Annotated in this window: 11 protein-coding genes; 7 read left to right on the top strand and 4 right to left on the bottom strand. The window is 70.7% G+C overall.

All coding sequences use genetic code 11. The features are described 5' to 3' along the window. Positions 1-363: 363 nt before the first annotated feature. On the bottom strand, positions 364-2,715 hold the full coding sequence (locus tag Q7W82_RS20215; RefSeq protein ID WP_242160034.1) for a GH92 family glycosyl hydrolase: 2,352 nt from the start codon (positions 2,713-2,715) through the stop codon (positions 364-366). A 131-nt stretch (positions 2,716-2,846) separates the two neighbouring features. Between Q7W82_RS20215 and Q7W82_RS20220 the strand changes: the two genes are divergently transcribed. From Q7W82_RS20220 to Q7W82_RS20230, 3 genes are all read left to right on the top strand, one after another. After that, on the top strand, positions 2,847-3,896 hold the full coding sequence (locus Q7W82_RS20220) for a LacI family DNA-binding transcriptional regulator (RefSeq protein WP_242160033.1): 1,050 nt from the start codon (positions 2,847-2,849) through the stop codon (positions 3,894-3,896). Next, a complete protein-coding gene (locus Q7W82_RS20225) occupies positions 3,893-5,197 on the top strand; it encodes a sugar MFS transporter (protein WP_242160032.1) in 1,305 nt (434 codons plus the stop codon). The genes Q7W82_RS20220 and Q7W82_RS20225 overlap by 4 nt, the downstream gene beginning before the upstream one ends. Before the next feature lie 85 nt (positions 5,198-5,282). Beyond that, on the top strand, positions 5,283-6,569 hold the full coding sequence (locus Q7W82_RS20230) for an AGE family epimerase/isomerase (RefSeq protein WP_242160031.1): 1,287 nt from the start codon (positions 5,283-5,285) through the stop codon (positions 6,567-6,569). Between the two features lie 244 nt (positions 6,570-6,813). Here Q7W82_RS20230 and rpoD read toward each other — a convergent pair whose 3' ends face one another. Together rpoD and dtd are read right to left on the bottom strand one after the other, a co-directional pair. Continuing rightward, positions 6,814-8,676: an RNA polymerase sigma factor RpoD gene (rpoD, locus tag Q7W82_RS20235; protein ID WP_242160030.1), complete on the bottom strand. Its 1,863-nt coding sequence runs from the start codon at positions 8,674-8,676 to the stop codon at positions 6,814-6,816. A gap of 114 nt (positions 8,677-8,790) precedes the next feature. Further along, positions 8,791-9,231 carry a D-aminoacyl-tRNA deacylase gene (gene dtd, locus Q7W82_RS20240; protein ID WP_019797359.1) on the bottom strand — a complete coding sequence of 147 codons (441 nt, stop codon included), beginning with the start codon at positions 9,229-9,231 and terminating at the stop codon, positions 8,791-8,793. A 176-nt stretch (positions 9,232-9,407) separates the two neighbouring features. Between dtd and Q7W82_RS20245 the strand changes: the two genes are divergently transcribed. After that, entirely contained in the window at positions 9,408-10,322 is a 915-nt protein-coding gene (locus tag Q7W82_RS20245) for a lauroyl acyltransferase (RefSeq protein WP_242160029.1), read from the top strand. Between the two features lie 26 nt (positions 10,323-10,348). Here Q7W82_RS20245 and Q7W82_RS20250 read toward each other — a convergent pair whose 3' ends face one another. Further along, positions 10,349-10,870: a GNAT family N-acetyltransferase gene (locus tag Q7W82_RS20250; protein ID WP_242160028.1), complete on the bottom strand. Its 522-nt coding sequence runs from the start codon at positions 10,868-10,870 to the stop codon at positions 10,349-10,351. Positions 10,871-11,154: 284 nt separating this feature from the next. Between Q7W82_RS20250 and ribA the strand changes: the two genes are divergently transcribed. The 3 genes from ribA (at position 11,155) to Q7W82_RS20265 (ending at position 14,498) form a co-directional block, all read left to right on the top strand. Then, entirely contained in the window at positions 11,155-12,279 is a 1,125-nt protein-coding gene (gene ribA, locus Q7W82_RS20255) for a GTP cyclohydrolase II RibA (protein WP_242160027.1), read from the top strand. 150 nt (positions 12,280-12,429) lie between these two features. Continuing rightward, positions 12,430-12,969: a PH domain-containing protein gene (locus tag Q7W82_RS20260; protein WP_242160026.1), complete on the top strand. Its 540-nt coding sequence runs from the start codon at positions 12,430-12,432 to the stop codon at positions 12,967-12,969. After that, entirely contained in the window at positions 12,966-14,498 is a 1,533-nt protein-coding gene (locus Q7W82_RS20265) for a PH domain-containing protein (protein WP_242160025.1), read from the top strand. Before Q7W82_RS20260 ends, Q7W82_RS20265 begins: the two co-directional genes overlap by 4 nt. Positions 14,499-14,516: the final 18 nt, after the last annotated feature.

Raw genomic sequence — 14,516 nt, forward strand, 5'->3', positions numbered from 1 at the left:
TGCTGACGCTCGCGCTTGGATCGCGCACGAAGCCACAGTGCAGCGTAGAAGCCTCGGCCCTCATCCAGGCACAGACTCATGCCGGTGCGGCTTCGACGCATCTCTGAACCTGCTGCCACCAAACTCCACCCGGATGCCGCTGGCCCCATTGGAGTCAACTGTCATGCTGCCGCGACGCGCGAAGTGCTGTGCTTTCCGATGGCGCAACGCGTCGGGACTGAAGTCCCTCCCACAGTGCACTCGGCAGGCTCGCCGTAAGCCCCTCTGGGGGCGGCGCCAGCCGCGACAGCGCTTGACCGAGAATGCCCTGTCGCGGCTGAAGCCCCTCCTACAGGACATCTTCCGGAGCAGGTGGAGCGCCCTTCACTCGCTCATCGAATAGGCGCGTTCGGCGCCCGCCGCCGCCCAGGCGGTGTTGGGCGTGGCCTGCAGGGTGAAGCGCAGTTCGCCGCCGGCCATGAGTTCCTCGTGGCGCAGGAACGCGCGGTTCAGCGGCCGCCCGTTGAGGGTGACGTTGCCGACGTAGGGATGCGCATCGTCCAGGCCGTCGGCGATCACCGTGAAGCGCTTGCCGTTGGGCAGCGCCAGGGTGGCGCGCGGCAGGAACGGGCGGCCGAGGATGTACTGGTTGCTGGCCGGCGCCACCGGGTAGAAGCCCAGCGCGGTGAACACGTACCAGGCCGACATCTGCCCCATGTCATCGTTGCCGGCCAGGCCGTCCGGGCGCGCGGCGTACTGGCTGCGCATGATCTGCTGCAGCCGCGCCTGGGTGCGCCACGGCTGCCCGGCGTAGGCATACAGATAGGCGACGTGGTGGCTGGGCTCGTTGCCGTGCGCATACCAGCCGATCAGGCCGGTGATGTCCTCCATGTGCGCGAACACCTTGGGATCGACCTTGGCGTCGAACACCTGGTCCAGCCGCGCCAGCAGCTTGTCGTCGCCGCCGTGCGCACGCGCCAGGCCGGCCACGTCCTGCGGCACGTACCAGGAGTACTGCCAGGCGTTGCCTTCGGTGTAGTCGGTACCGTAGCCGCTGGCGTCCGGATCGAACGGGGTGCGGAAGCTGCCGTCGCGCTTGCGCGCGCGCATGAAGCCGGTGCCCGGGTCGAAGGCGTTGCGCCAGTTGCCGGCGCGCTTGGCGAAGGCGGCGGCGACCTCGGTGCGGCCCATGTCCTGCGCCATGCGCGCGATGGTCCAGTCGTCGAAGGCGTATTCCAGGGTCTTGGAGGCGGCCTCGCCTTCCTCGTCGATCGGCACGTAGCCCAGGTCGCGGTACTGGGCGATGCCGTCGTAGGGGCCGTAGTTGGCGCTGGCCACCATGGCCTCGAGCGCGGCGTCGGTGTCGTAGCCGCGGATGCCCTTCATGTACGCGTCGGCGATCACCGGCACCGCGTGGTAGCCGATCATGCACCAGGTCTCCAGGCCGTGGAACGCCCACACCGGCAGCACGCCGTAGGGACTTTCGCGCTGGTGCGCGAGCAGCGAGTTGACGATGTCGTTGGTGCGTTGCGGCGGCTGCACGATGGTCAGCAGCGGATGCAGCGCGCGGTAGGTGTCCCACAGCGAGAACGTCGAGTAGTGGGTGTAGCCCTGCGCCTGGTGCACGGCGTTGTCCGGCCCGCGGTAGCGGCCGTCGCTGTCCATGAACAGGGTCGGGCCGAGCAGGCTGTGGTAGAGCGCGGTGTAGAACTGGGTGCGCTGGGTGGGCGGCGCATCCACCTCCACCGCGCCCAGCGCCTGCGCCCATTGCGCACGTGCCGCGCGGCGCACGCCATCGAAATCCCAGCCCGGCACTTCGGCGTCGAGATTGGCGATGGCGCTGTCCTCGCTGACCGGCGAGATCGCCACCTTGACCAGCAGCGGCCCGCGCAGGGCGTCGCCGAAGTCGAACGACCCCACCAGTTGCCGGCCTTCGATCTGCGCGCGCTGGGCAGGGTCGTTGTCGCCCGGCGGCGGGAAGCCCTTGTAGGGGATGTCCTGCTCGGTGTTGTGGAAGGCGTGGCCGCGCAGCGGCTGCGAGAAGCGCAGGGCGAAGTACAGCTGCCGCCCCGGCGCCCAGCCGCGGGTCTCGCGGAAGCCGGTGACGGTGCCGTCGGCGCGCAGGCGCAACCGCGACCAACTGATCTTGCCCGGGTAGTCGTACAGGCTGGTACGCAGGTCCAGCAGCACGTGCGCCGGCTGGCCGGCCGGGTAGCTGTAGCGGTGCACGCCGACGCGGGCGCTGGCAGTGAGTTCGGCGCGGACCTTGTAGTCGTCCAGGGTCACCGCGTAGTAGCCCGGCTCGGCGCGCTCGTCGTCGTGGCGGAAGCGCGCGCTGTAGCCGCTGCCGGGCGTGTCCGGGTCGCCACGCTCCAGCCGCACCGCGCCGCTGATCGGCATCAACAGCACGTCGCCCAGGTCGGAGTGGCCGGTGCCGGAGAAATGCGTGTGCGAGAAGCCGACCAGGCTGCGGTCGTCGTAGCGGTAGCCCGCCGCCCAGCCGTAGGCTTCCTTGCGCGGCTGGATGCGCGTGTCCGGGCTCAACTGGACCATGCCGAACGGCACCGTGGCGCCGGGATAGGTGTGGCCCTCGCCGCCGGTACCGATGAAGGGATCCACCGCCGCGACCGCACGCTCGCCGGCGGTGGCGCCGATTGCAGCGGCGGCGGACGCGATCGGCCATAGCGCGGCCAGCAGCAGTGCGGCAGCGCCGCCCAGCATCCTCGAGCTGCGCATGGCAGGCTCCCCGTATCGAATCGATCCAAACGGATAGCACAAAGCCCGGGGAATGCCTTGCTGCACTGCAAAATGCGCATCCGATGACGACAGCGCAGGATGAGCGACCTTTTGAACCGGTCTAATGCGCCGTGGCGCCGTCTCCCGCCGACAAACGCGTCACCGTGTCCGACATCGCCGCCGCCTGCGGCGTGTCGCGGGCGACCGTGTCGCTGGTGCTGCGCAACAGCCCGCTGGTGCACGCGGACACGCGTGCGCGGGTGGCGGCGGAGATCGCCCGCCAGGGCTACGTCTACCACCGCGGCGCGGCCAGCCTGCGCGGCCGCGCGTCCAATGCGGTGGCGCTGGTGGTCAACGACCTGGCCAATCCGTTCTTCGCCGAATTCGCCGGCGGCGTCGACGCGGCGCTGGCCGAGGCCGGCTACGTGATGCTGATGGGCAGCACCGGCGAGTCGCCGGCGCGCCAGCAGACCGTGCTGGCCTCGCTGATCGAACACCAACCGGCGGCGATGATCCTCTCGCCCACCGAGAACACCGACGCGGCGCGGCTGCGCCAGTTGCTGGGACCACGCCTGCCGGTGCTGTTGTTCAACCGCGCGCTGGACGGCGACTGGCCGCTGCTGGCGCTGGACAACCGTCGCGGCGCGCGCCTGGCCACCGAGCACCTGCTGGCGCAGGGCCACCGCGCCATCGCCTTCTTCGGTGGACACCGCCAGTCCAGTTCCTGCGCCGAGCGCCGCGCCGGCTATCGCGAGGCGCTGGCCGCCGCCGGCATCGCGGTCGACCCGGCGTGGCTGATCGAGTGCGCGCCGACCCGGCTGGAAGCCGCGCGCCAGGCCGGTGCGCTGTGCGCGCGCGACCCGCTGCCGACGGCGCTGGTCTGCTACAACGACGTGGTCGCGCTGGGCCTGGCCAGCGGCCTGGCCGAACGCGGCCGCGTGGCCGGCCGCGACTACGCGCTGATCGGCTTCGACGACATCCCCGAGGCCGCCGTCGCCACCCCGCCGCTGTCCACCGTCGCCGTCGCCCCGCGCGAGCGCGGCATGCAGGCCGCGCGCCTGGTGCTGGACGCGCTGCGCCACCGCCAGGCCCTGCCTGCGCTTACCATCGCCCCCGCCCGGCTGTGCCTGCGTGCCAGCAGCCGGGTCGCCCTCTCGCCCGTTCCCGGAGTCGCTGCATGAGCCGTCGCCCGCTGTCCAACACCGCCGCCATCGCGGTGGTCAGCATGATCTTCTTCACCTGGGGCGGCCTGACCAGCCTCAACGACGTGTTGATCCCGCATCTGAAAGCCGTGTTCCAGATGAACTACGCGCAGTCGATGCTGATCCAGTTCACCTTCTTCGGCGCCTACTTCCTGATGTCGGTGCCGGCCGGCGCGGTGGTGTCGCGGGTCGGCTACAAGGCCAGCATCGTCATCGGCCTGGTGGTGGCGGCGATCGGCGCGGCGATGTTCTACCCCGCCGCGCGCCTGCCTTCCTACCCGCTGTTCCTGACCGCGCTGTTCGTGCTGGCCAGCGGCATCACCCTGCTGCAGGTGGCGGCCAACCCGTACATCAGCCTGATCGGCGCGCCGGAGAAGGCGCCGAGCCGGCTCAACTTCGCGCAGGCGCTGAACTCGCTGGGCACCACCGTGTTCCCGTGGCTGATCGGCCCGCTGATCCTGGCCGGCGCGGTGCTCGGCGCCGACCAGCTGGCGGCGATGAATCCCGCACAGTTGTCCGCCTACCGCATCGAGCAGGCGCGCTCGGTGGAAATCCCCTACCTGATGCTGGCCGGCGGCCTGCTGTTGCTGGCGGTGTTCGTGCTGGTGATGCGGGTGCCGTCGCTGCGCGAGGACAACGATGCCGGCGCCGAATCGCAGCACCGTTTCGCCGACGCGCTGCGCCACCCGCACCTGCTGTGGGGCGTGGTGGCGATCTTCATGTACGTGGGCGCGGAAGTGTCGATCGGCAGCTTCCTGATCAACTACATCTCCGGCCCCACCACCGGCGGCCTGACCGAAGCCGATGCCAGCGGCTACCTGCCGTTCTACTGGGGCGGCGCGATGGTCGGCCGCTTCGCCGGCGCGGCGCTGCTGCAGTTCGTCCCGGCGCGCAAGCTGCTGGCGACCTTCGCCGGCATCGCCTCGCTGCTGCTGATCGCCACCATGCTCAGCACCGGCCATGTGGCGATGTGGAGCGTGATCGCGATCGGCCTGTTCAACTCGATCATGTTCCCGACCATCTTCACCGTGGCCATCGAGCGCCTGGGCGTGCTCACCAGCAAGGCCTCCAGCCTGCTGATCATGGGCATCGTCGGCGGCGCCATCGTGCCGCTGGCGCAGGGCGCGCTGGCCGACGCCATCGGCATCCAGCACGCCTTCGTGATCCCGCTGCTGTGCTACGCCTACATCGTCTGGTACGGCCTGCGCGGCTCGCGCCTGTCGCCGGACCTGGCGGCGGCCGCGCCCGCCACCGCGCCGACCGCGCGCGTGATGCACTGATCCTTTCCCGGCACGGCTGCGGCCCACACGCCGCCGCCGTGCGCCGCTGTCCTCCCCTCTCTCACCCAGCTCGCCAGCCAACCGCATGAACCTGCCCGCCACGCCCCTGCCCGACTTCGCCGACGCCGCCGTCCTGCGCGCACACATCGCCGACACCATGGCCTTCTACCACCCGCGCGCGATCGACCCGGCGGGCGGCTTCTTCCACTACTTCCGCGACGACGGCAGCGTGTACGACGCCGGCCATCGCCACCTGGTCAGCAGCACCCGCTTCGTCTTCAACTACGCGATGGCCGCGATCGAATTCGCCGACTCGGCGCTGGCCGCCGAGTACCTGGACGCCGCGCGCCACGGCCTGCGCTACCTGCGCGAGGTGCACCGCGATAGCGCCAGCGGCGGCTACGTGTGGACCCTGCGCGACGGCGTGGCCGAGGACCGCACCCAGCACGCCTACGGCGCCGCCTTCGTGCTGCTGGCCTACGCCACCGCGAAGAAGGCCGGCCTGGATACCGACGCGTGGATGGACGAGACCTGGCAGCTGCTGGAAACCCGCTACTGGGATGCCGCCGCCGGCCTGTACCGCGACGAGGCGACGCCGGAGTGGACGTTCTCCAGCTACCGCGGCCAGAACGCCAACATGCACCTGTGCGAAGCGTTGATCGCCGCCTACGAGGCCAGCGCCGAGCCGCGCTACCTGCAGCGCGCGCTGCTGCTGGCCGACCACATCACCCGCCGCCAGGCGGCGTTGGCCGGCGGCCTGGTGTGGGAGCACTACGACGCGAACTGGCAGGTGGACTGGGACTACAACCGCGACAACCCCAAGCACCTGTTCCGGCCGTGGGGCTTCCAGCCCGGCCACCAGGTCGAGTGGTCCAAGTTGCTGGTGTTGCTGCACGGGCACCTGCAGGCCGCCACCGGCACTGCGGCGGACTGGCTGCTGCCGACCGCGCGGCACCTGTTCGACACCGCCTTGGCGCACGGCTGGGACGCGCAGCATGGCGGCATCGTCTACGGCTTCGCCTCCGGCACCGAAGAGGCGCCGGTGGTCGGCGTGCCCGACGTGGCCGCGGCGCCGACCTACTTCTGCGACGACGACAAGTACTTCTGGGTACAGGCCGAAGCGATCGCCGCCGCGGCGCGGCTGCTGGCCGCCACTGGCGATGCCACGTATCGCGCCGCCTACGACAAACTCTGGGCCTACTCCTGGGAGCACCTGGTCGACCACCGCTACGGCGCCTGGTTCCGCATCCTCAGCCGCGACAACCGCAGCTACAGCGACGAGAAGAGCCCGGCCGGCAAGACCGACTACCACACCATGGGTGCCTGCCATGATGTGCTGGCGGTGATGCGGGGTAGCCAGGCGTTCGCGTAGGCGAATGCCACCCGCACAGAGGTGCAGCGATCCTGCGCCCCTGTTGCCCGTTGTAGGAGCGGCTTCAGCCGCGACCAGGCGTTCCCGGTAAAGCCCGGTCGCGGCTGAAGCCGCTCCTACAACGGCCGGGCGGCGGCGCCGCGTCACATGGCAACATCCACACGCAAGGTAGCGGCTCACTCCTCCACCCACAAAAAAGCCCCGCATCTGGCGGGGCTTTTTCGTTGCCGCGAACCGCGCTCGATCAGTCGATGTCGAGGAAGCTGCGCAGCTGTTCCGAGCGGCTCGGGTGACGCAGCTTGCGCAGCGCCTTGGCCTCTATCTGGCGGATGCGCTCGCGGGTCACGTCGAACTGCTTGCCGACTTCCTCGAGGGTATGGTCGGTGTTCATGTCGATGCCGAAGCGCATGCGCAGCACCTTGGCTTCCCGCGGGGTGAGGCCGGCGAGCACGTCGCGCACGGTCTCGGACAGGTTGATGTTGGTGGTGTTCTCGATCGGGGACTCCACGTTGGTGTCCTCGATGAAGTCGCCCAGATGCGAATCCTCGTCGTCGCCGATCGGGGTTTCCATCGAGATCGGCTCCTTGGCGATCTTCATCACCTTGCGGATCTTGTCCTCCGGCATGTCCATTTCCTTGGCCAGCTCCTCCGGCGTGGCCTCGCGGCCGTACTGCTGGAGCATCTGCCGGGAAATGCGGTTCAACTTGTTGATCGTTTCGATCATGTGCACCGGGATGCGGATGGTGCGCGCCTGGTCGGCGATCGAGCGGGTGATCGCCTGGCGGATCCACCAGGTGGCGTAGGTCGAGAACTTGTAGCCGCGGCGGTACTCGAACTTGTCCACCGCCTTCATCAGGCCGATGTTGCCTTCCTGGATCAGGTCGAGGAACTGCAGGCCGCGGTTGGTGTACTTCTTGGCGATAGAGATCACCAGGCGCAGGTTGGCCTCGACCATTTCCTTCTTGGCCTTGCGCGCCTTGGCTTCGCCGTAGGCCATGGCGCGGCTGATTTCCTTCAGCTCGGCCAGGCTCAGGTAGGTGGCCTGCTCCACCGCGACGGTGGCTTCCTGCTCGGCGATGATCTGGTCCTTGACGTCGCGCAGCGCCGAGGACCATTTCTGCTTGCGCTTGAGCGCGTCGTCGACCCAGGCCACGTTGGTCTGGTTGCCTTCCCAGGAACGGATGAAGTCCTTGCGCGGCATGCGCGCCACGTGGGTGGCCAGATGCAGCACGCGACGCTCGTGGTCCTTGACCTGGGCCATGGTGTCGCGCAGCTTGCGCACCAGCACGTCGGTCAGCGGCAGCGGCAGCTTCAGGGTGACGAACACCTCGGCGATGTCGTTGCGCAGCTTGGTGACCAGCTTGTGCTCGGCGCCATTCTTGGCGTGGGCCTTCTTGAACTTGGCGTACTCGGTGGCCAGCACGTCCATGCGCCGCGCGACCTCGGCCGGGTCCGGACCGGTCGGGCCGGCGTCCTCTTCGGCGGTGTCGACGTCGTCGTCGTCATCCTCGTCGGCATCGGCATCGGCGGCGCTGTCGTCGTCGGACACCGCGACCGGCGGCGCCGGCTCTTCCTCGATCAGGTCGTTGAAGCCGACCACGATCTCGGCCAGGCGCTTCTTGCCTTCCTTGTGCTGTTCGTAGTCCTCGAGCAGGGTCTCCACCGCCAGCGGGAACGCGCCCAGCGCGGCCTGCACCTGGCCGAGGCCTTCCTCGATGCGCTTGGCGATGGCGATCTCGCCTTCACGGGTCAGCAGTTCTACTGTGCCCATCTCGCGCATGTACATGCGCACCGGATCGGTGGTGCGGCCGCCCTCGGTGTCGAGCGCGGTCAGCGCCGCGGCGGCTTCTTCGGCCGCGGTGTCGTCGACTTCGCGGTTGCCGGTGTTGCCGTCGTTGAGCAACAGGGTTTCGGCATCGGGCGCAACTTCATGGACATCGATGCCCATGCCGTTGATCATGCCGATGATGTCTTCGATCTGTTCGGGATCTACCAGATCGTCGGGAAGGTGGTCGTTGACTTCCGCGTAGGTCAGATAGCCCTGTTCCAGGCCCTTGCTGATCAGTTGCTTGATGTCGGATTGCTGGGCAGGACGTTCGTTGGCCATGAGTGCTCGCGCCACCGGCAGGTAGGTGAATGAGTGAACCTAGCATTATAACAGCCCGGACCGCCGCTTGCCGGACGAGGAGCCTGAACGGCTCCGCCAGGAACGCGCCGGCGTCTACGGCCGGAGCAGGAAAGTGACCGGGCCGTCGTTGACCAGGCTGACGATCATATGGGCACCGAAACGGCCGCTTTCCACCCCTGGCGGGTGCTGCGCGCGGCACAGCTCCAGCAATCGGTTGAAGCCGCGTTCAGCCTCGGCCGGCGGTGCCGCGGTGGTGAAACTGGGCCGCATCCCCGAGCCGGTGTCGGCAGCCAGGGTGAACTGGCTGACCAGCAGCAGGCCGCCGCCGGTGTCGCGCAACGAGCGGTTCATGCGCCCGCTGTCGTCCGAAAACACCCGGTAGCCGAGCAGGCGCTCGGCCATGCGCCGCAGCTTGGCCTCGTCGTCGCCCGGCTCCACCGCCACCAGCGCCAGCAGGCCGGGCCCGATCTGGCCCACGACCTCGCCGTCGACGCTGACCGAGGCCTGGGTGACGCGTTGGATCAACGAGAGCATAGGGCCGGGATTGGGGATTCGGGATTCGGGTTCGCCCCGCGCGCTAAGCGATCGGCTGCGATCACGCAGGATCATCGCCGAACCGCCTGGATTGGGGAAGCCGGATCGCATGCCGCTGACGGGATCCGCGATGTCCATCGGGCGGGCCCGGCACGCCGAGCGGATAAACTGGGCCGATGAAACCCGCCACGCTCGCTTCCCTGCTGTACCGCTGCGCCGCCGCCGTGGCGCGCCTGCCGTGGCCGTGGCTGCGCCACCTGGCCGACGGCCTGGCCGGGCTGTGGCTGCGCCTGGACGCACGCGAGAGCCGGGTGGTCCGGCGCAATCTGGAACTGGCCTATCCGGAGCTGCTGCCCAGCGAGCGCGTCGCCCTGCAGCGCGACGTGCTGCGTTCCACCGCACGGCAGGCGTTCGAGACGCTGGCGCTGTGGACCCGGCCGCCGGAACAGAACCTGGCGCGGCTGCGCCTGCGCCACGGCCAGGAGCTGTACGACGCGGCGCTGGCCGCCGGCCGCGGGGTGATCGTGGCCGCACCGCATTTCGGCAACTGGGAACTGCTCAACCAGTGGCTGGCCTCGCGCGGCGACATCGCCATCGTCTACAAGGCGCCGGAGTCGGCGATCGGCGATGCCTTCCTGCAGTTGGTGCGCGACGGCGAACGGGTGCGCCAGGTGCGCGCCGAGGGCCCGGCGGTGCGGCAGTTGTTCAAGACGCTCAAGGACGGCGGCGCGGTCGGCATCCTGCCCGACCAGCAGCCCAAGGCCGGCGACGGCGTGTTCGCACCGTTCTTCGGCGTGCCGGCACTGACCATGACCCTGGTCAACCGCCTGGCCGAGCGCACCGGCGCCACCGTGCTGTTCGCCTGGTGCGAGCGCGTCGGCAACGACCTGGAGTTCGCCCTGCACGTGCAGCCGGCGCCGCCGGACATCGCCGATGCCGACCCGCTGCGCGCGGCCACCGCGCTCAACGCGGGCGTGGAGCGGGTGGCGCGGCGCGACCCGGCGCAGTACCAGTGGACCTACAAGCGCTACACCCTGCGCCCGGACCCGGCCGAGCCCAATCCCTACGCCACCGAGCGCCATCCGCACTAGGGCGCTCGACCTGGGCCGTGCCGGCGCTAATCGTCGTGCGGCTGCGCCGGACCGGCGAGGATGCGCTGGTAGAACGCCAGGTCCAGCCAGCGCCCGAACTTGAAGCCGGCCTCGCGCACGGTGCCGGCGTGCACGAAGCCCAGTTGCTCGTGCAGGGCGATGCTGCCGGCATTGCTGGCGTCGATGCCGCCGACCAGCACGTGCACGCCGCGCGCCTGCGCGGTGTCGATCAGCGCCTGCAGCAGGCGCCGGCCGGCGCCGCGGCCGCGATGGTCGCGGTGCACGTAGACCGAGTGCTCGACGCTGTACTTGAACGCCGGCCAGGCGCGGAACGTACCGTAGCTGGCGAAGCCGATCAGGGTACCGTCCGCGTCCTCCAGGCCCAGCACCGGGAAGTTGCCGGCGCGCTTGGTCGCGAACCAGGCCGCCATGCTCTCCGGCGGGCGCGGCCGGTAGTCGTACAGGGCAGTGGAATGGACGATGGCGTCGTTGAAGATCTCCAGGATCGCCATCGCGTGGCGCGGTTCGGTGCAATCGACGAGCTGCATGCGGGGGCCGGAGGGGACGCGATGCCGCACAGTAGCAAGCAACCGGCGGCGCGTGCACACCCGTCCAGCGCCGGCGGCAGTGCCGCGAGCGGCGCATCCGGTTGCATCGGCGCCGCAATGCGACCGGGCACAGTGCGTTCCATCGCCTGCAGGCTGGCGGGACAGGCAAAGCGCGCGACAATGGCGCCCGGGCGCCACGCGCCTGCCGGCGCCGCGCCGGGGCCGCCGCGACCGGACGCGGCAGCCTTGAAGCGGCGCCGCCGATCCCCCATCTGGAGTCGTGCATGATCAGCCCCACCGCCCCTTCCGCGCACGCCTTCGGCGATCCTGCCGCGATCCGCAGCGAACGCGCGGCATCGGAGTTGCGCGCCGGGCGCCCGGTGCTGCTCGAGGACCGTGCCGGCCACGTCCGCGCGGTCATGGCGCTGGACAGCAGCACCGAGCCCTCCTATCGCAGCTTCGCCCAGGCCACCGGGCAGCGGCACTATCTGTTCGTGACCCCGGCACGCGCGCAGGTGCTGGGCCTGGACGCGCCGCACGGCGCGCGCATCGCCCTGGCCGGGCAGTCCTACGACGCGCTGGCGGCGCTGGCCTACCTGCGCGACGGGCCGGTGCCGGCGCACTGGCAGCCAGGCGACGCGCTCGATGCCGGCGCCGCCGAGATCGCGCGCCTGGGCCTGCTGCTGCCGGCGATGGTCGCCGCGGAACTGGGCGCCGACAGCAGCGCCTTCCAGGGCTGCCAGGCGCTGCAATTGGACGACCTGGAGCACGGCTGCGCCCTCGCCGCCTCCGACAGCTACACCCTGGTCACCCGCACCCAGGTACCGCTGCGCGACCTGGGGCCGGGCGAATTCGTGGTGTTCCGCGGCGGCGTGGCGCAGCGCGATCAGGTCGCGATCGTGATCGGCCAGCCCGACCTGAGCGCGCCGGTCCCGGTGCGCGTGCATTCCTCCTGCCTGACCGGCGACCTGTTCGGCTCGCTCAAGTGCGACTGCGGCGACCAGCTGCGGCACGGCCTGGCCAAGCTCAAGGCGCTGGGCGGCGGCGTGCTGCTGTACCTGGACCAGGAAGGCCGCGGCACCGGCATCGCCACCAAGATGCGCGCCTACGGCTACCAGCACGACGGCCTGGACACCATCGACGCCGACGCGCAACTGGGGTTCGGCGCCGACGAACGCCGCTACGGCAGCGCGGTGGCGATGCTGCGCGGGCTCGGCATCCGCCGCGTGCGCCTGCTCACCAACAACCCGAACAAGGCCGAGCGCCTGCGTGCGGCCGGCATCGAGGTGACCGAGCGCATCCCGGTCACCGGCACCATCACCGCCGAGAACGAAGGCTACCTGCGCACCAAGGCCGCCCGCGCCGGCCACGCGCTGGACGTGGACGCCTTGCTGCGCGCGGCGCGCTGACTCCGCCGCGCGAGACGGCCCGCCCCAAGGATCACGCCGGGAGCGGCGAGGCGGGCTGCGCACGCCCGCCGTTGCCGCGTTAGGATCGCAGGCCACGCCGCGCCCCGCGCCGTTTCGCCCCGAGACCCCGACGTGATCGCACCGCCGCCCATGGACGACTCCCCCGCCGCGCCGGCGCCCAGCGCTGCCGCGGCAACGCAGGCGCCCGCCGACTGGCCGCCGGCGGACTGGCAACCGTTGCCATTGCGCGGCGCCTGGCTGGCGGCGCTCGGCGGCGGCTGCATGCTCGGGCTCAGCCTGGTGGTGGGCGCTGCCATCATCGGCCTCAGCCTGCACAGCCTGCATGCACTGGCCCTGGGCGCCGTGGCGGCGGCGGTGGGCGGCCTGTGCGGCGCCTGGATCGGCTTCGTCCGTCACCGGCGCATCCGCTGGCGGCTGACCGCGCAGGGCCTGGACGTGTTCCGCGGACGCCTGTGGCAGAGCGAGACGCATGTGCCGATCTCGCGCGTGCAGCACCTGGACCTGCGCCGCGGCCCGCTGGAACGCGCCCTTCGCCTGGCCACCCTGGTCGTGCACACCGCCGGCACCCGGCATACCGCGGTCGCCGTGCCCGGCCTGGACCAGGCCGACGCGCAGCACCTGCGCGAGCGCCTGGCGCACCAACTCGACCACGACGACGACGCGCTGTGAGCGACCTCGCCGACGCCGAGCACACCACGCCTGTGCGGCGCCTGCACCCGTGGTCATGGCTGTTCGTGCTGCTGCAGCATCTGAGGCATTTCCTGCTGCCGTTGCTGGCGCTGCTGGTGTTCGGCAGCCGCGACGGCCACCGCGATCACGCCGATCACCTGGTGATGCTGGCGGTGTGCAGCGGGCTGGTGGCGGTGTCGCTGCTGCGCTATCTCACCTACCAGTACCGCATCGGTCGCGACAGCCTGAGCATCCGCAGCGGCTGGCTGGAACGCAGCCTGCGCGAGATCCCGTTCGCGCGCATCCACAACGTGGTGGTGCACCAGTCGCTGCTGCACCGGCTGTTCGGCGTGGCCGAGGTGCGCCTGGAGTCGGCCGGCGGCACCAAGCCCGAGGCGCAGATGCGCGTGCTGCGGCTGGACCAGGCGCTGGCGCTGGAACAGCAGATCCGCCACCGCGCGCCCGCCGCCGACAGTGCCGCCGCCACCGAAGCCAGCGCCGTGCCCGCTGCCGCGCCGGACAGCGAACTGCTGCTGGCCCTGCCTACCGCCGAGGTGCTGCGCCAGGGGCTGATCTCCAACCGCGGCATGGTGGTGCTGCTCACCGCGTTCGGCGCCACCTACCACCTGTTTCCCGAGCGCATGATCTCCAACGCGATCGAGCACTACGGGCGGCAACTGTTCGGCTACGCCACGCACCTGCAGCTGGGCTGGATGGCCGGCACGGTCACCTTCGCGCTGATGCTGGCGACGCTGTTGCTGCTGATGCGGGCCTTGTCGATGGGGCTGGCGCTGGTGCAGTACCACGGCTTCCGGCTCAGCGAGAGCGAGCGTCGGCTGACCGTGGAGCGCGGGCTGCTGACGCGGCTGCGCAGCAGCGTGGCACGGCGCCGGATCCAGGCGTGGACCCTGCACGAAAGCGTGCTGCAACGGTTGCTGCGGCGGCGCAGCCTGCACATCGACACCGCGGTGATCCAGTCGCACCACGGGCACGACCACGCACTGACCGAACTGGCGCCGCTGGCCACGCCGGCCGCCTGCGACGCGCTGCTGCAGCGGCTGCTGCCGCAGATCGCCTGGCCGCCGGCGCGCTGGCACGGCATCGCCACGCGCTGCTGGTGGCGGCTGTCGCTGCCGGCGCTGCTGCTGGTGCCGCTGCTGTGCGCGGCGCTGTGGCCCACGCTCGGTGCCTGGGCCGCGCTGGGCCTGTTATGGCTGCCGTGGTCGGCGTTCAAGTCCTGGCGGCAGGCGCAGCGCATGGGCTACGCGCTGGATGCGCGCTACGTGGCGGTCCGCGGCGGCTGGTGGCGGCGCTGGTGGCGGCTGGCCGAACTGGACAAGCTGCAGGCGCTGCACCTGAGCCGTTCGCCGCTGGACCGCTGGTGCGGCACTGCGACGCTGTCGCTGGACACCGCCGGCGCCCGCCACGGCGAACCGCCGCTGCGCATGCGGCTGCTGCCGGACGCTCAGGCGCGGGCGCTGTACCGACAACTGGGCGACGCGCTGGCGCAGCGACGGCTGCGCTGGTGAGCACGTGCCGCGGTGCGG

This window comes from Xanthomonas indica (genome assembly GCF_040529045.1).
Lineage (GTDB): Bacteria > Pseudomonadota > Gammaproteobacteria > Xanthomonadales > Xanthomonadaceae > Xanthomonas_A > Xanthomonas_A indica.